Origin of the sequence: Roseomonas sp. KE2513 (genome assembly GCF_016107305.1) — a bacterium.
GTDB lineage: Bacteria > Pseudomonadota > Alphaproteobacteria > Acetobacterales > Acetobacteraceae > Roseomonas.
Map to the genome: position 1 here is coordinate 105,624 of NZ_RCVR01000010.1, position 16,127 is coordinate 121,750.

At 71.4% G+C, this 16,127-nt stretch carries 13 protein-coding genes; 6 read left to right on the forward strand and 7 right to left on the reverse strand.

Features of this window, described 5'->3' with window-relative positions; all coding sequences use genetic code 11:
* Both D9599_RS12435 and D9599_RS12440 read right to left on the reverse strand, forming a co-directional pair.
* Window positions 1-1,071 carry a tartrate dehydrogenase gene (locus D9599_RS12435; protein WP_198381552.1) on the reverse strand — a complete coding sequence of 357 codons (1,071 nt, stop codon included), beginning with the start codon at window positions 1,069-1,071 and terminating at the stop codon, window positions 1-3.
* A gap of 359 nt (window positions 1,072-1,430) precedes the next feature.
* Window positions 1,431-2,378 carry a mitochondrial fission ELM1 family protein gene (locus D9599_RS12440; protein ID WP_198381553.1) on the reverse strand — a complete coding sequence of 316 codons (948 nt, stop codon included), beginning with the start codon at window positions 2,376-2,378 and terminating at the stop codon, window positions 1,431-1,433.
* A gap of 225 nt (window positions 2,379-2,603) precedes the next feature.
* On the opposite strand from D9599_RS12440, the gene D9599_RS12445 reads away from it, so the two are divergent.
* On the forward strand, window positions 2,604-3,329 hold the full coding sequence (locus D9599_RS12445; protein ID WP_198381554.1) for an orotate phosphoribosyltransferase: 726 nt from the start codon (window positions 2,604-2,606) through the stop codon (window positions 3,327-3,329).
* A gap of 46 nt (window positions 3,330-3,375) precedes the next feature.
* Here D9599_RS12445 and D9599_RS12450 read toward each other — a convergent pair whose 3' ends face one another.
* Window positions 3,376-4,038: a DUF4412 domain-containing protein gene (locus D9599_RS12450; protein ID WP_198381555.1), complete on the reverse strand. Its 663-nt coding sequence runs from the start codon at window positions 4,036-4,038 to the stop codon at window positions 3,376-3,378.
* Window positions 4,039-4,276: 238 nt separating this feature from the next.
* Here D9599_RS12450 and D9599_RS12455 point away from each other — a divergent pair, with 238 nt between their 5' ends.
* The 3 genes from D9599_RS12455 to D9599_RS12465 are packed head-to-tail and all read left to right on the forward strand — an operon-like array spanning window position 4,277 to window position 8,310.
* Window positions 4,277-5,620 carry an Nramp family divalent metal transporter gene (locus D9599_RS12455; RefSeq protein ID WP_232480446.1) on the forward strand — a complete coding sequence of 448 codons (1,344 nt, stop codon included), beginning with the start codon at window positions 4,277-4,279 and terminating at the stop codon, window positions 5,618-5,620.
* 58 nt (window positions 5,621-5,678) lie between these two features.
* Complete coding sequence (locus D9599_RS12460; protein ID WP_232480429.1) at window positions 5,679-7,364, forward strand: peptide ABC transporter substrate-binding protein; 1,686 nt, start codon at window positions 5,679-5,681, stop codon at window positions 7,362-7,364.
* Window position 7,365: 1 nt separating this feature from the next.
* A complete protein-coding gene (locus D9599_RS12465; RefSeq protein WP_198381557.1) occupies window positions 7,366-8,310 on the forward strand; it encodes an ABC transporter permease in 945 nt (314 codons plus the stop codon).
* 172 nt (window positions 8,311-8,482) lie between these two features.
* Here D9599_RS12465 and D9599_RS12470 read toward each other — a convergent pair whose 3' ends face one another.
* Window positions 8,483-8,992, reverse strand: a complete 510-nt coding sequence (locus D9599_RS12470; protein ID WP_198381558.1) for a hypothetical protein — start codon at window positions 8,990-8,992, stop codon at window positions 8,483-8,485.
* Between the two features lie 308 nt (window positions 8,993-9,300).
* Here D9599_RS12470 and D9599_RS12475 point away from each other — a divergent pair, with 308 nt between their 5' ends.
* The gene (locus D9599_RS12475; protein ID WP_198381559.1) at window positions 9,301-10,128 is read left to right on the forward strand and encodes an ABC transporter permease; all 828 of its coding nucleotides are present in this window, start codon (window positions 9,301-9,303) and stop codon (window positions 10,126-10,128) included.
* A gap of 10 nt (window positions 10,129-10,138) precedes the next feature.
* Here D9599_RS12475 and D9599_RS12480 read toward each other — a convergent pair whose 3' ends face one another.
* Complete coding sequence (locus tag D9599_RS12480; RefSeq protein ID WP_198381560.1) at window positions 10,139-11,920, reverse strand: histidine kinase famiy protein; 1,782 nt, start codon at window positions 11,918-11,920, stop codon at window positions 10,139-10,141.
* Window positions 11,921-12,209: 289 nt separating this feature from the next.
* On the opposite strand from D9599_RS12480, the gene D9599_RS12485 reads away from it, so the two are divergent.
* Window positions 12,210-12,578 (forward strand): hypothetical protein, encoded by a 369-nt coding sequence (locus tag D9599_RS12485; protein WP_198381561.1) that lies wholly within the window; start codon window positions 12,210-12,212, stop codon window positions 12,576-12,578.
* On the opposite strand, the gene D9599_RS12490 is transcribed toward D9599_RS12485, so the two are convergent.
* Together D9599_RS12490 and D9599_RS12495 are read right to left on the reverse strand one after the other, a co-directional pair.
* Complete coding sequence (locus D9599_RS12490) at window positions 12,503-14,494, reverse strand: PhoX family phosphatase (RefSeq protein ID WP_232480430.1); 1,992 nt, start codon at window positions 14,492-14,494, stop codon at window positions 12,503-12,505. The two genes, D9599_RS12485 and D9599_RS12490, sit on opposite strands and share 76 nt — an antisense overlap.
* A 104-nt stretch (window positions 14,495-14,598) precedes the next feature.
* Window positions 14,599-16,101 (reverse strand): PhoX family phosphatase, encoded by a 1,503-nt coding sequence (locus D9599_RS12495; protein ID WP_198381562.1) that lies wholly within the window; start codon window positions 16,099-16,101, stop codon window positions 14,599-14,601.
* Window positions 16,102-16,127: the final 26 nt, after the last annotated feature.

The following is a 16,127-nucleotide window of genomic DNA, read 5'->3' on the forward strand; positions in this document are numbered from 1 at the left end:
TCAGCCCCGCGCCACGGCCTCGGCGAGGGCTTTGCCCACCTCCACCGTGCCCGCATTCCCGCCGAGGTCCCGCGTGCGCGGCCCGCCTTCGGCCAGCAGCGCCTCGATCGCCGTTGTGATCGCTCCTGCCGCCTCCGCCTCGCCCAGGTGTTCCAGCATCAGCGCCCCCGACCAGATCTGCGCGATGGGGTTCGCCACGCCCTTCCCAGCGATATCAGGCGCGCTGCCATGCACCGGCTCGAACATCGAGGGATGCGCCCGCTCCGGGTTGATGTTGGCGCTCGGCGCGATCCCGATCGAGCCCGCGACCGCCGGCCCCAGGTCCGAGAGGATGTCCCCGAAAAGGTTCGATCCCACCACCACGTCGAACCAGTCCGGGTGCTGCACGAAATGCGCGCAGAGGATGTCGATGTGGAACTGGTCCGTCGCCACCTCCGGGTAGTTCTTCGCCATCTCCGCGAAGCGCTCGTCCCAGAAGGGCATGGTGAAGGTGATGCCGTTCGACTTGGTGGCCGAGGTCAGCTTCCGCCGCGGCCGCTTCATCGCCAACTCGAAGGCATACTTCATCACGCGGTCGCAGCCGTGGCGCGTAAAGATGCTCTCCTGGCTGACGAACTCGCGCGGCGTGCCCCGGAACATCCGCCCGCCGGAGGAGGAGTACTCGCCCTCCGTGTTCTCGCGCACCACGACGAAGTCGATGTCCTCCGGCGCCCGGTTGGCCAGCGGCGAGCGCACGCCCGGCATCAGCCGGCACGGGCGGAGCGAGATGTACTGGTCGAAGTCCCGCCGCATCGGGATCAGCAGGCCCCAGAGCGAGACATGGTCCGGCACCCCCGGCCAGCCCACGGCGCCAAGGAAGATGCTGTCCGACCCGCGAAGCTGGTCCAGCCCGTCCTCCGGCATCATCCGACCGGTCTTTTGGTACAGCTCGCAAGACCAGTCGTAATGCGTCAGCTCCAACTCGAAGCCGAAGCGCCGCCCGGCGGCCTCGAGCACCCGCAGCCCCTCTGGCGTGGTCTCCTTGCCGATCCCATCGCCGGGAATGACCGCGATCCTGTGCCTGCGAGCCATGGGGTTCCTCCGTCCTTCGGCCCCCTCCTGCCTCCGGAACGGCGCGCGGGCAAGGGCCGGTGCGAGCTCCTGCCGGTGGGCCCTCCCCTTCCCTGGCTGTCGCCCGTGGCGCTGGCGAGAGGGAGAAGGAGTTCTTCCTCTCCCCAGCCCCCTCACCATGATCTTTTTGTTCGAGTTGAGAATGCTTTACGGCCGGTGCGCCTCGGGTCCTGAACCCAAGGCGACGGCACGCACAGGAAGGCACCACGAAGGGTTCAACCCTTAATCATCGCACCCGCGACAGCCAGATGCAGGTCCAGGAGCCTCACGCTCGTGGCAGGGGAGGGCAGCGCCCCCTCCGCGACCACAAGGACCGGCTCTCAACCGAGGAGCCGCGCCCGCACCACCTCGGCCACCTGCCCGCTCTCGTCGAGCGGCGCGCGCGGGGGTGCCTCGGGGTAGCGCGCCATCGGCACCGCCTGGCCCGCCGCCTCCAGGGCCGCGATCAGCGCCCGGTGGCGCGGTGCCCCCGGCGGCGGCCCCGCCACGAAGACTGGCCCCGCCGTCGCCAGCGCCTCGGACAGCATCGAGACCGAATCCCCCGTTACCACCACCCGGTCGGCATGGGCGAGGAAGCCGGCATAGGGGTTGGGCCCTGCCGCCCCCCAGCGGTGAAGCACCCCGGGCACGCCTGAAAGCCGCGCGGCCAACGCCGCCCCCGCCGCCTCGCCCGTCCGCCGGCTCGTCGTCACGAGCAGGCTGCCCGCACCGGGCAGCGCGCGCTCGACGATGTCCAGCGCGGCCGAGGGCTCCATCCCCTCCCCCCGGACAGGGCCGCCGAGCAGCACCGCCACCCGCGGCCCCGGCAGCGCGGCCAGCGAGGTCCATTCGTCCCGCGCCGCCGCCAGCACTGCGGGCGAAACGCGGTGCGTGGCCCCGAGAATCGGCAGCAGGTTCGCCGCCGCTTCCGGCGCGTCGTGCCGGCCGATCACCAGAAGGTCGAAATCCTCCGCCCCGGCGCCGGGTCGCATGCAGTGCACCGTCCGTACGCCCTGCCGCCGCAGCCAGCGCGATACGGGCGCCGAGCGCCGCCCCGCCGAGATCACCACCCGAGGCCAGGGCGGCACGATCGCCGCCCGCGCCTGCGCCGAAAGCCCGATGAGGCCCGGCCACGGGAGCGGCAGCGCGGCCAGCGGCCCCCATTCCATCGGCACGATGCGGAAGGGCACCCGGAGCCGCTCCGCAATGCCCAGCGCCTGCGCCGCCGTCCCCGCCCGCGGGTCCGCCAGCACCCAGACGGCTGCCGAGTCGCCTCCGGTGCTGCTCAATCGCGCCCCTCCTCCCGCCGTGGGGCAGCCCCGGCAGGCATCATGTCATGCACGACCACCGGCAGCGATGCGCTCGGGCAGGTTCCACGGCGTGGCGCGGCCCCGCCCCGCGCAACCGCGCATGGACGCCGCCCCGCCGCCCCGCTAGGGAACGGCCGTTTGACCCCCCGCCTCCCGGCCCGCTCGGTCCTGGCCCGGGGGCTGCCGCCGCGAGGGAGAAGATCCATGGCCATCCAGCACGCCTCCGAGTGGGACCGCGACGCGGCGCTCACCACTGCCCGCATTCTCCTCGAGATCAAGGCGGTGAACTTCCGGCCGGAGGAGCCCTATACCTTCACCTCGGGCTGGAAGAGCCCCGTCTACATCGACTGCCGCCGGATCATCTACTTCCCCCGCGCGCGCAAGACGATCTGCGACCTGGCCGCCGAGAAGATCGGCCGCCACATCGGCTACGAGACCATCGAAGCCGTGGTCGGCGGCGAGACCGCCGGCATTCCCTTCGCCGCCTGGATCGCCGACCGGATGATGGCGCCCATGGCCTATGTCCGGAAGAAGCCGAAGGGTTTCGGCCGCAACTCGCAGATCGAGGGCGACGTGCCCGAGGGCAAGCGCACCCTGCTGGTAGAGGACCTGACCACCGACGGCGGCTCCAAGATCCGCTTCGCCCAGGTGCTGCGCGACGCCGGCGCGAAGTGCGACGACACCTTCGTCGTCTTCTTCTACGGCGTCTTCCCCGGCGCCTTCGACACGATGAAGGCGATGAACCTCAACCTGCTGCACCTCTGCACCTGGTGGGACGTGCTCGAGGTCTGCCGCGAGCGCCCCTATTTCGAGGAGCCCGCCCTGCGCGAGGTCCGGCGCTTCCTCGAGAACCCCGTGGAATGGTCCAGGTCCCATGGCGGCATCGGCAGCGCCGAGGAAGCGGCCGCCAAGGGCATCACCGCCGCCTGAGGACGGCCCTCGGGTAAGGGCCCCGCACGGGCGGGGCCCCAGGACTTCAGCGCGCCGGTCGCGCGGGCGCTGCGCCGCCGGGCGAGGGCTGTGCCCCGCCGGGGGAGGGCTGCGCCCCGCCGGGCGGTTGCGTCGGCATCTGCATCGTCTGGAAGCCATCCGGCACCCGGAAGCGCGTGGCGTCCTGCGCGCCGTAGCGCACCTCCGTCGCCTCAAGCCGCGACGTGCCGCTCCCGTCCGGCAGCGGCGAGGCCGCGCGCAGCATCACCCCGTCCTCCGTCACGCAGATCGTGCTCGTGCCCTGCGGCACCGCCACGTCCCACTCCTGGCAGGATAGCCCGGCAACCTGCGCCGTGCCCTTGCGGGTAAAGCGCGCGTTGGGTGGCGCGTCCTGCGACATCGCCGCCGCGGCATCCGCCGGCAGCGTGAGCACCATGCGCTGCGGCTCCATCACCATGACCGCGGAATTCGCGCGGCGGTCGATCAGCATCCAGCCCATCCCCCCCGGCGGATCGACGCGCTGCTTGCCCTCGGTAATCGACCAGGACATCCGCATTTCCTGCGGCCCCGCGTTCGGCTGCCCTGGCATGCCGCCCAGGCGGTAGGTCACCGCGACGTCGCGCGTCGGCCGGATATTGGCCGGCGCTCCCTGCGCAAACGCAACGCCCGGCAGCGCCAGCACGGCGGCGGCGACGAAGATCCTCAGCATGATGCCCTCCCGGCATGTTCCACCCCCATCTGCTCCTGACCCGCCACCCCGCCCACCCGGACCTCCCGCACGATCCGGAGAGCGGGTGCCGGATGGAGCTGCTTGCGGCAGGGAAACGGCTCAGGTAACAAGGAGCAAGATATTGAAAAACAACACAATCTATCGACATATCGCGATCTGAACACCTGTTCATTGATCAGTTGTTCGCCGCGGAGAAGGGATAGCGATGGCGCGACACATGGGCCGCTTGCCCGAGGCCGTTCCCGGACCGGTGCCTGGGCCGGGAGATGCCACGCCTAGCCTTCCGGAGGTGAACCGCAGCATCGCCGTTCCCAACGCTGGAAGCTGGCTGCGCCGGCTGATGGCCTTCGTCGGCCCCGGCTATCTCGTCGCTGTCGGCTACATGGACCCCGGCAACTGGGCCACCGCACTCGCGGGCGGGTCGGCCTTCGGCTACACGCTGCTGACGGTCGCGCTCCTCTCCTCGCTGATGGCGATCCTTCTGCAGGCCCTCTGCGCCCGCATCGGCCTGGCCACGGGCCGCGACCTTGCCCAGCTCTGCCGGGACCGCTTCCCCCGCGCTGTCGCCATCCCCCTCTGGTTCCTCGCCGAGATCGCCATCTGCGCGACCGACCTCGCGGAACTGATCGGCACCGCCATCGCGCTGCAGCTCCTCTTCGGTATCCCTCTGCTAATCGGCGTGCTGCTCACCGCGCTCGACGCCTTCCTCATCCTCTGGCTGCAGAACAAGGGGATGCGCTGGCTCGAAGCCTTCATTATGGGCATGATCGCCCTTATCGCCGGCTGTTTCGTCGCGCAGCTGGTGATGGCGGATCCGAACTGGGGTGAGGTGATCCGCGGCTACCTGCCCTCCGCCTCCATCGTGACGAACCAGACGCAGCTCTACATCGCGCTCGGCATCCTCGGCGCTACGGTGATGCCGCATAATCTCTACCTGCACACCGCCGTCATCCAATCTCGCGACATCCGCCGCGACGAAGCGGGCAAGAAGGAAGCAATCCGTTTCGCCACCATCGACAGCACCGTGGCACTCGGGCTTGCGCTGCTGATCAACTCCTCCATCCTCATCCTCGCCGCCGCCGCCTTCCACGCGAACGGCAACACCGAGGTCGCGGAGATCGGCGACGCGCACGAACTCCTCGCGCCGCTCCTCGGCACCGCCGCCCCCTATCTCTTCGCCATCGCGCTGCTTGCCTGCGGCCTCAACTCCACCGTCACGGCAACGCTGGCGGGCCAGGTGGTGATGGAGGGTTTCCTCCGCTTCCGCCTCAACCCCGTGGTGCGCCGCCTGCTCACGCGCCTCGTCGCCATCGTCCCCGCCGTCATCGTCACCGCCCTCTACGGCGAGAGCGGTACGGCGCGCATGCTCGTTCTCTCTCAGGTCGTGCTCTCGCTCCAGCTCCCCTTCGCGGTCATCCCGCTGATGCTCTTCGCCGGCGACCGCGCCCGCCTCGGCGCGCTCCGCGCCCCCGCCTGGCAGCTCGCCCTCGGATGGGCCTCGGCGGCGCTGATCGTGGTGCTGAACATGAAGCTGCTCTTCGACTTCGTGACGGGCGACTGAGCCGTGAGCGGGCGGGCGGGCCCTACCTTCCCGCCCGCGGGCGCGCCATCATCCCCTCATGCAGATGGCACCCACGCACACGGCCTCCTGGGGCCGCCGCGCCCTCGTCGCCCTCCTGGCCCTCCTCGCGGCCCCTCCCGCCGGGGCCCAGCCGCGAGACACCCTCACCATCGGCATCTCGCAAGCCACGGGCACCTTCCACCCGAACATCGAGAGCATGGCGGCGAAGTCCTACATCCTCGGCTTCGCCCGCCGCCCGCTCACCGGCCACGGCCCCGACTGGCTCCCCCTCTGCCTCGCCTGCGAGACGCTGCCGACAATCGAGAACGGCGGCGTCGTCCTGGAGACCACGCCCGACGGCAAGCCGGGCATGCGCGTCACCTGGCGGCTGCGCGACGACCTCCGCTGGGGCGACGGCCGCCCCGTCACCGCCGAGGACATGCGCTTCGCTTGGGAGGCCGGGCGCGCCTTCGAGACCGGCTTCGGCGGCGCCGAGTTCTACCGCTCCGCCTACGAGTTCCTCTCGGACGGCCCGCGCAGCGTCACGCTGCGCTTCGACAAGCGGAGCTTCGATGCCGGCTCCGCCGAGGGCTTCGAACCCCTTCCCGCCCATATCGACCGCGCCATCTGGGAGGCGGATCGCCGCAACTACCGCTCGCGCACTGCCTACGACACCGACACCACCAACCCCGGGCTTTGGAACGGCCCCTACCGCGTCACTGCCGTGCAGCCCGGCGCTGGCGTCACGCTGGAGCGCAACGAGGCCTGGGCTGGCCCCGCCCCCACCTTCCGCCGGATCAATATCCGCGTGGTCGAGAACTCGGCGGCGCTGGAAGCGCAACTCCTCGCCGGCCAGATCGACATGGTCGCGGGCGAGCTCGGCTTCTCCCTCGACCAGGCTATCGCGCTGGAGCGCCGCGCCCGAAATCGCTTCCGCTTCAGCTACCGCCCCGGCCTTGTCTGGGAGCACCTGGACCTTCGCCTCGACAACCCCGTCCTTGCCGACATCCGGGTCCGCCAGGCCCTCATGCTCGCGATCGACCGTCCGAAGATCACCGCCAGCCTCTTCGACAACCGCCAGCCCGTCGCCGCCACCGCCATCCACCCCGACGACCCCATGCTGGACCGCTCGCTCGCCCCCTGGCCTTTCGACCCCGCCCGTGCTTCCGCCCTGCTGGAGGAAGCCGGCTGGCGCCCGGGTCCGGACGGGATCCGCCGCAATGCGGAGGGCGCCCGCCTCGCCATCGATCTCCAGACCACCGCCGGCAACCGCTCCCGCGAGACCGTGCTGCAGGTCATCCAGGGCATGTGGCGCGCGGCGGGGGTGGAGGCGCGCATCGCCAACCAGCCGCCCCGCGTCCTCTTCGGCGAAACCCTCTCCCAGCGCCGCTTCCAGGGGGCCGTCCTCTATGCCTGGATCAGCAGCCCCGAGAACGTGCCTCGCACCACCCTGCACTCCGACGAGATCCCGACCGCCGAGCGCAACTGGTCCGGCCAGAACTACCCGGGCTACCGCAACCCCGAGATGGACGCGCTCCTCGAAGCCCTGCCGCAGGAGCTGGACGCCGCGAAGCGCCGCCCCCTCTGGGCGCGCCTGCAAGCCATGACCCACCGCGATCTGCCCGCGATCCCCCTCTGGCACCGGGCGGAGCCGCATGTCCGGCCGCAATGGCTCGATGGCGTGCGCCCGACCGGCAACATGTCGCCCTCCTCGCTCTGGGTCACGGACTGGCGGGTGCGCTGAGATGCTGCGGATGATCGCGGGCAGGCTGCCGCAGATCGCCATTACCCTCGCGCTGCTCTCGCTCGTCGCCTATCTCGCGATCGGCGCCATGCCCGGCGACCCGATCTCGCTCGCCATGATGGCCGACCCGCGCCTCGGCCCGGCCGATGTCGCGCGGATGCGCGCGCTGCACGGCCTCGACCAACCCCTCCTTGCCCGCTGGTGGGCATGGGCCACGGGCGTGCTGCGCGGCGAGTTCGGCTATTCCCGCCTCTTCGCCCGCCCCGCCGCCGAGGTGCTGTGGCCCGCCCTCCGCGGCAGCCTCGTCCTGCTCGGCGCCGCCCTCGCGCTGGCCGCCTCGCTCGGCGTCGCCGCCGGGATGCTCGCGGCCCTGCGCCCCCGCTGGCGCGGCGCGGTGAATGCCGTGGCCCTTCTCTCCCAGGCGCTGCCGGCCTTCTGGCTCGGCATCCTTCTCATCATCCTCTTCGCCGTTACCCTCGGCTGGCTCCCGGCCGGCGGCTCGCCGGAAGGGGGCGGCTTCGCGGAAGCCGCGCGCTTCCTCATCCTCCCCGTCGCCACCCTCGCCATCGCCCACCTCGCCGCCTATGCCCGCCACACGGCGGCGAGCATGGCGGAGGTGCTGCAATCCCCCTGGATCACCGCCGCCCGCGCCCGCGGCAACCCGGAGTCCCGCATCGCGATCCGCCACGCGCTGCCCAACGCCGCGGTGCCGCTCCTCTCGATCCTGGCGCTGGATGCCGGCTCCCTCGTCTCCGGCGCCCTCATCACGGAAACCGTCTTCGCCCGCCCCGGCATGGGCAAGCTGTTGACGGACGCGGTCATGGGCAACGACAACAACCTCGCGCTCCTTGCCCTCATGCTCGTCGCCGCCACCACGCTGCTGGCGACGCTCGCGGCGGATCTCGCCCAGCGCGCGCTGGACCCCAGGCTGGCCGGTCGCGACTGATGCCAAATGCCCTGACGAATATGCGCCTTCGGCAGCGGGCAGACCTCGCTAGCGAATGCTTCGGCCGCGCCGCGCCCCCGGCGGTCATCAGCTCCCCGCTGATGACGTGCCGGCAGCTACGCAGACCGACCCCGCACCATCACCATGACGGTGCAGGTCGGCACGATCGACCTTAGGAAATGATCTTCCCCGCGCGGAGGGAAGCAAAGAAGGTGCGAAACATCTCCTCGGTTTCGACGCACTCGGCCAAGCCCGCCTTCCGCGCCTTGATCGTGCTCGACACGTTGTCGTACCCGCTGTTGAAGCTGAAATCGGCGAAGTTCCACGAGACCACCCTCTCATAGGGGGTGTTGAGCAGGCCATGTTTCGCGACGATCCCGCTCCACAGCTCGGCCCTCTCCGTCATGAGGGACGAGAGTGGCATCAGCACCGGATCGGCGGTTTCCATGTCGAACATGCGAGCGATGCGCGGCCACCTATGCTGCCAACGGAACTGGTCGCCGTTCGTGATGTTGAAGATGTCGTCGCGCGCGGCCAGGGTGACACTTGCCCAGACGCTCGCCTCCGGCCGCAGGTCTGCGGAAGTGACCTGGGAATGGGCGCGATAAGCCTTGAGCGGGCCCGAAAAGCCCAGTGGGAGGCGGAGTTCCCCGGAGATGGCTGCGTAGACGGCGATCACCACGCCAAAATTCATCGGACTGCCGGTGGCGTAGCCGATGGTCGCCTCCGGGCGCAGCGCCGTGTGGCTCAGAGCCGGCGACGAGAACCACGTTCTTCCGGCTCACTCGGGTCCCCTTTCCTTCAGTGCTCCCGGCGCGATGCTCATCGACCCGCCGGCTTTGCCCAGGCGTGTGATCATCGGTGCGCGTGAGGTAGTGAGAACCGGCGGCAGCGTCTCAGGTTCTTCCCGCCGGGGCGGACGTTCCGCTATGAGCCAGTCCCGGCCGCCCGGGAGCGGTCAGCCAACGTGGCGACTGGTATGAGAACCTCATGACCCGCCTGCGCCTCGGCCTCGCCATCCTGGCCCTGCTTGCCGCCGCCGCCCTTGCCGCCCCCTGGGTGGCGGACCTGCTCGGCCTGGACCCGGAGGTGCCGGACCTCCTCGCCCGCCAGGCCGGCCCCTCGGCCGCCCACCCGCTGGGCACGGACGAGCTCGGCCGGGACATCCTTGTCCGCCTCCTCATCGGCGCCCGCGTCTCCCTCGCGGTGGGGCTCGCCGCGGCCCTCGCCTCCACCGCCATCGGCCTCGCCGCCGGGCTCCTCGCGGCCTGGCGCGGCGGCTGGGTGGACGCCGCTCTCATGCGGCTGGCCGACGGGCTGCTGGCACTCCCCGCCCTGCCGCTTCTCGTGCTGCTGGCGGCGATGGACCCCGCGACGGTCGGCCTGCCGCGCGGCGGGGCGCTGGCCGATATCCTGCGCATCGTCCTTATCCTCGCGGTCTTCGGCTGGGTGGGCGTCGCCCGCCTCTCCCGCGCGGCCGCCCTCTCCGTCCTGTCGCGCGACCATGTCCGCGCCGCCCGTGCGCTGGGCGTCGGCGAGGCCCGCCTTCTCCGCCGCCACGTCGCCCCGGCCCTGGCCGCCCCCCTCACCGTCGCGGGCTCGCTCGCCGTCGCCGGAGCCATCCTGGCGGAGAGCACGCTCTCCTTCCTCGGCCTCGGCATCCAGCCGCCCGCCGCCTCCTGGGGAAACATGCTGGCCAACGCCCAGGACCTCGTCTTCAGCGCACCGATGGCCGCGCTCTGGCCCGGCCTCGCGATCGCCCTCGCGGTGGCCAGCGCCATGCTCGTCGCGGATGGCCTCCGCGAAGGGCGCCGCTGATGGGGCCGCCTCAGCCCTCGTGCCGCGGCCCCTCGTGCTCGCGCGGCTTCTGCACCGGCTGCTCGCCGGCAGAGCGGCGGTTGAGCGCCGCCCGCACCCGGTCCGCGAGGTCCGCGCGGCGATAAGGCTTGCCCAGCACGTCCATGGAGGGCGCGCGCGGCCCCTCCAGCACCAGGTCCTCGTTGTAGCCGGTGGTCAGCAGCACCCCGATACCGGGCCGCTGCTCGCGCGCCCTTTCCGCCAGGACAATCCCGTTCATGCCGCCGGGCATGAGGATGTCCGAGAACAGGAGGTCCACCGAGGCGCCCTCCGCCCCGTCCAGGATCTCCAACGCCTCCTCGGGCCCGCGGGCGACGAGCACGCGGTAACCGAGCATCAGCAGGTGCTCCCGCGCGAGCGCCAGCACGTCGTCGTTGTCCTCGACCACGAGGATCGTCTCGGCCGAGCCGCGCTGCTTCTCCTTCGGCGCCGGCTCCGCCACGGCATCCGGGTGCGGCCCCACCGGCTCGGCCGCCATCTCACTCGCCGGGAACAGCATGCGGATCGTCGTGCCCTGCCCGGGCTCGCTCTCGATCTCCAGCCGCCCCAGGGACTGCTGCACGAAGCCCTGCACCATTGCGAGGCCCAGCCCCGTGCCCTTGCTCGGCCCCTTGGTGGTGAAGAAGGGCTCCGTCGCCCGCTCCACGACATAGGCGGGCATGCCCGTGCCCTCGTCCCTGATGGAGAGTGCAACGTAGCGCCCGCCGCCGACGCCATCCGTCTCCCGCGTTACAGCGGAGGTCTCCACCGTCACGGTCCCGCCCTCGGGCATCGCGTCGCGCGCGTTGATGACGACGTTGAGCAGCGCCATCTCGAGATGCACAGGATCGATCATCACTGAGGGAAGACGGCGGCGGAGGCTGAAATGCAGATCCGCGCGGCTGCCGACTGTCGTCTCCAGCATCTCGCCGAAGTCGTTGATCAGGGACGAGAGGTCGATCGGCCTGGGTTCCAGCCGCGTCTTGCGCGCGAAGGCGAGGAGCTGGCGCGTCAGCTTCGCCCCGCGCTCCGTCGCGTCGCTCGCACGGTCCACATAGCGCAGCAGCGCCTTGTCGGCGATCTTGCCGCGCAGGAACTCGAGATTGCCCGAGACGATCAGGAGAAGGTTGTTGAAGTCGTGCGCGAGGCCGGCGGTCAGCTGCCCGATCGCCTCCATCTTCTGCGCCTGGCGATAGGCCTGCTCCGAGGTTCGCCGCCGCGTCACGTCGAGCTGCGAGGCGAAGAAGTAGAGCAGCCGACCGTCTTTCTCGAAGACGGGCGCAATGAAGACCCCGTTCCAGAAAGGCGTGCCGTCCCGCTTGTAATTGAGCAGCTCCACCGAGGCCGCACGGTGCTCGTGGATCGCCGTCCTCAGCTCCGCGACCTTCTCGCGATCGGTCTGCGCGCCCTGCAGGAAGCGGCAGTTGCGCCCGACGATCTCCTCCTGCCGATAGCCCGTCAGGTCCTGGAAGGCGCGGTTAGCGAAGACGATGGGATTGTCCGGCAGGTTCGGGTCCGTGAGGATCATCGGCATGCGCGTCATCTCGACGGCCGCGAAGAAGACGTCGCCGCGGTCGTCGAGCCCCGGCTCGGTAACCGTCGCCTCCTGCCAGTGATGGATGGCGACGTTGCCGGTGGGCGAGTAGGAGCCGGGGTCGTGCTCGCCCGCCGCGGGAACGCCCCGGCTCTGCTGGTCACCCTGCCCCTGCACGTCCGTCGCGTCCGGCCTTCCAGTCTCGTCCGCGCCGCTCAAGTCGTCCTCTCTCACGCGCATCCCCGGATCCATTGACGCGGCGTTTCTGGCCGACGGGCGAGAGATTGGGAACATCCAGAAATGCACCAGGGGTCCACTAGCGGCTTTGTGGGCGGCCGGGCGTTCCGATCCCGTTGAACTGCTCTGCCCTGCGCAACGCCGATCTGTTCCGGTCGCTCCGTTAAGCAGCCGGCAAGATTTCGAGCACAAGTTCCGTCTCAAAATTAATACTCGCTGGACGGAATCACCTCCTGATGAGACATGCCGCGCTGCCGGCCGCACCAGCCCTGAAGCGAGGAAGCCGGCTCCGATGAGCGCCGCCCCCAAACCGAAGGGCCCGGCCCAGGGGCACCGAGACTCGCCGCGGCGCCTCGCACGGAGCGGCCCTAGCGGCTATCCTCATTGGGGCCCGAGTTATGCCTATCGCGGCGCGGTCATCCACACGGACCGGCGCGAGACCTACTACCTCTTCGAGTTGGAGGGTTTTCCTCATGGCGGCTGGACCGGCCTCGGCAGCCTCTGGGCCGTCACGCGCCTGGTCGATTGCTGGCTCGACGAGGGCCGCCTGCCGCCGCATTACCGGCAGCGCGGCCCCGGCCCGGCTCAGCTTCCGACCGTGCCGCCGTCCTTGCGGATGATCGCGATGATCGAGGGGCGCGGCGGCATCCCCTCGGCGTAATCCGGCCAGCGGGTGGAGGGCTTGTCGTAAGTGCTCCCCCGTTCCTCCCCAGGATGCTGGATCGCCAGGAACACCGTGCGGTCCCCAGGACCGATCAGGGGCCCGCAGACCTCCGCCCCGGTTGGCGCCGCGTAGAACCGCCGCGTCAGCGCCCGCCCCTCGCCCTCGGTGTCGGCGGCGTAGAGCCCGTCCGCCACGTCCGCGGCCGCGGGCGCGCCATCGGTCGCGATCCAGATCCGCCCCTTGCTGTCGAAGGCGCAGTTGTCCGGGCAGGAGAGCCAGCCCGAATCCGCCCCCACCGCCCGATGGTAGGAGGCGCCGGGATCGGAGCCTGGCCGCCCCGCCATCAGGAAGGTCTCCCAGCGCGCGGTCGGCGCCGCATGGTCCACCCCGCCCCGCGCCCGCGGCGGCACGATCTCGATGACGTGGCCGTGGATGTTGTTCGCGCGCGGGTTCGCCTTGTCGGTCCGCGTGGCCGTGCGGCTGCCGTTATTCGTCAGCATGACATAGACGCGCCCGTTCACCGGGTTCGCCTGCACGTCCTCCGGCCGGTCCATTGGCGTCGCGCCCAGCAGGTCGGCGGCGCGCCGCGCCTCGATCACCACGTCGCCCTGGCTGTGGAAGCCGTTCGCCTCGGTCAGCGGCCCCTCGCCATGCACCAGCGGCAGCCAGGTCACCGTGCCGTCGTCCCCGAAGCGCGCGACGGAGAGCGTGCCCTCGTCCAGCAGGTCGCGGTTGCGGGCGGGGTCCTCGCGGTCGAAGGGCCTGGCCGTGACGAAGCGGTAGACGTAGTCGAAGCGCTCGTCGTCACCCATGTAGATCACGACGCGCCCGTCGGCCGAGACGGCGTGGGTGCAGCCCTCGTGTTTGAAGCGGCCGAGCGCGGTGCGCTTCACCGGGATGCTCTCGGGGTCGTAGGGGTCGAACTCAACCACCCAGCCGAAGCGGTTGGGCTCGTTCGGCTCGCTCGCCACGTCGAAGCGCGGCACGTGGCGGCCCCAGGGGAACTGCGCATCCCGCACCAGCCCGTATCGCTTGTAGGAAGCGGCCTGCGCGCCCGTCTCAACGCCGGGCCCGCCGAAGTAGTAGTTGAAGTTCTCCTCGGCGATCAGCACCGTGCCCCAGGGCGTGTTGCCGCCGGCGCAGTTGTTCAGCGTGCCCCGCACCAGCGCCCCCGTCGGATCGGCGGAGGTGCGAAGCCGCTCGTGCCCTGCCGCCGGGCCGCTCACCCGGATCGGCGTCTCCGCCGTGATCCGGCGGTTCAGCGCACTGCCAGCGACCGGCGCCCAACGCTCACCCTCGCGCCGGATCTCCACGACGCTCGCGCCATGCGCCATCATCTCGGTAGCAACCTGCGCGGCCGAGGTGCCCAGCCGCGCCGCGCGGGCATCGCCCAGCCCCGCGAACATCAGCTCCGGGTTCGTGTACTCGTGGTTGACGACGAGCAGCCCGTGCTCGCCCTCACCACCCTTCGGCAGGGGGAAGAAGTCGAGATAGTCGTTGTTGTAGCCGAACTGCATCGCCTGGGCCGCGGCCGTCTGGTTGGCGGGGTCGAAGGCCGGCGCGCCGGGCAGCACCGGATCGCCCCAGCGGATCACCACCTGCACCTCGTGCCCCTCGGCCACGGCCTCCCCCGGGCCGGTGCCGTGCGGCAGCCCGCGAAAGCCAAGCGTGGAGGCCCCCGCCCCCCGCACCCCGGCATTCACGCCCTGGGCCCAGCTCTGTGCCGCAACCCCCGCGAAGGTCGCGCCGATCAACCCGCGCAGGGCCGCGCGCCGCGCCAGCCGCCGGCCGAGCACCTGCCGGATCGGGTCCACCGGTACCGGATTGCTCCCGATATCCTCGATGTCCCGCGGCATCGCCGCGTCGCACGGCATCGCCGCGCCGACCGCCGACCGCCCGTCCGAACCCTGCATCGCACCGCCCCCGTCTCGATGGCGGCCGCTTAGTCCCCGCGGGGCACCACCGAGTGTCGGTTCGGTGAAGCTTTCATGACGGCACAGCGCATCTCGGTGCCCCGTCAATCCCCCACCCTGCCCGGCCGCAGCCGGCTGAGGGTGATCAGGGTGGTGCGCGGCGGCGTGTTCCCGTCGAAGGCGGGCCAAGTGGTGCCCGGCCGGTCCCAGGAGGCACCAGGCTCCGCGCCAGGGGTGCGCACAATGGCGAAAATCGCCGTTCCGCCCGGAGCGGGCGTGGCCCCGCCGATCGCGGCCCCGCGCGGCGCGGCGTAGAGCACGCCCGGCAGGCCGCGCTCAGGCCCCGCGGCCTCCACCCCCACCAGCAGGTCCGGCGTCGGCCCAAGCCGCCCGCCGCGGTCTGTCCCGATCCAGACCCGCCCGGCGCCGTCGGTCGCCACGGTGTCCGGGTGCTCCAGTGCCGGGCGGCGCGGCACCCGCGCAGGACCTCCGCGCAGCAAAACCGAGACCTGGGCGCTCTCCGCCCCGTGGTCGCGCCCGTCCGGCACGATCTGCACCACCCGGCCCGGAGCGGGAGGCGAAACGCCGGGCTGGCCGCGGCAGGCGAGGAACAGCGAGCCGTCGCCCCGGTCCAGGTCGAGGCCGGAGGGATAATCGAGCCCTGTCGCCCCCAGCCGTGCCGCAATCGCCACCGTGTCGGTCAACGCCACCGGCCCACGCGGCAGGGCGATCCAATGCAGCCGCTCACCCTCCACCCGCGCCGCCGCTAGGGTGCCGTTGTCGAGCGCGTCCTGTGCCCGCGCGGAACCGATGGAGGTGAAGCGGAAGAGGAAGCCGTCCGCCCGCCGGTCCGTCATGTAGACCACCGCGCGGCCGTCCGCGGTCATGGCGCTCGCCACGTCGCCATGCGCGAAGCGGCCGAGAGCCGTGCGCTTCACCGGCACGGCGGCCGGCTCCGTCCCGTCGAGTTCAGCCACCCAGCCGAAGCCGCGGGCATCGGTGAAGCGCGCATCGACGCCGCGCAGCCGCGTGGACCAGCCGGTCGGGTCGCCCTCCGCCAGGAGAAGGCTGCCCCAGGGTGTCCAGCACCCGCCGGAGACGTTGAGCAGCCCTCGCACCGTTTCGCCGATGCTCTCGGCCGCGGGGCCCGACACGCGGCAGAGGGTGTTGGCCGTAAGCCGGCGGGACTGGTAACCCCCATCCGAGACGATCCAGCGCTCGCCCTGCCGCTCGACATTGAGCAGCGAGGCACCCTGCATCGCGGCCGCCACCTTCGGCTGGTCCACCCCGCCGGGGAAGGCCATGGCCGGGTCCACCGTCGGGTGCGCGACGGCCAGGATGCCCCGCGGCACGCCATCCCCGCCCACGGGCGGTACGAAAAGGCCAAGGACAAGCCCATCCCAGCCGAACTGGGTCTCCGCCGCCTCCGCCGTCGGGGTACGTGGATGCCAGGGCTTGGCATCGAAGGTCACGCGGTCGCCCCAGCGGACGAGGACATCGCGGGCGTAGCCGGGCACCACCGTATCGGCCGGAAGGGTGGGAGGCGCGGCGAGCGGCAGGTTCACCGCCTCCGCCCGGCCCGGCCCGAGCGCGCTCAGCGAGAGCACTGCGCCCGCCCGCAAGAGGCCGCGCC

Excerpts from the sequence above, each read along its gene's own strand:
- D9599_RS12435 (WP_198381552.1), bottom strand. The coding sequence starts at position 1,071 with ATGGCTCGCAGGCACAGGATCGCGGTCATTCCCGGCGATGGGATCGGC.
- D9599_RS12445 (WP_198381554.1), top strand. The coding sequence starts at position 2,604 with ATGGCCATCCAGCACGCCTCCGAGTGGGACCGCGACGCGGCGCTCACC.
- D9599_RS12450 (WP_198381555.1), bottom strand. The coding sequence starts at position 4,038 with ATGCTGAGGATCTTCGTCGCCGCCGCCGTGCTGGCGCTGCCGGGCGTT.
- D9599_RS12455 (WP_232480446.1), top strand. The coding sequence starts at position 4,277 with ATGGGCCGCTTGCCCGAGGCCGTTCCCGGACCGGTGCCTGGGCCGGGA.
- D9599_RS12460 (WP_232480429.1), top strand. The coding sequence starts at position 5,679 with ATGCAGATGGCACCCACGCACACGGCCTCCTGGGGCCGCCGCGCCCTC.
- D9599_RS12465 (WP_198381557.1), top strand. The coding sequence starts at position 7,366 with ATGCTGCGGATGATCGCGGGCAGGCTGCCGCAGATCGCCATTACCCTC.
- D9599_RS12475 (WP_198381559.1), top strand. The coding sequence starts at position 9,301 with ATGACCCGCCTGCGCCTCGGCCTCGCCATCCTGGCCCTGCTTGCCGCC.
- D9599_RS12480 (WP_198381560.1), bottom strand. The coding sequence starts at position 11,920 with ATGCGCGTGAGAGAGGACGACTTGAGCGGCGCGGACGAGACTGGAAGG.
- D9599_RS12485 (WP_198381561.1), top strand. The coding sequence starts at position 12,210 with ATGAGCGCCGCCCCCAAACCGAAGGGCCCGGCCCAGGGGCACCGAGAC.
- D9599_RS12490 (WP_232480430.1), bottom strand. The coding sequence starts at position 14,494 with ATGCAGGGTTCGGACGGGCGGTCGGCGGTCGGCGCGGCGATGCCGTGC.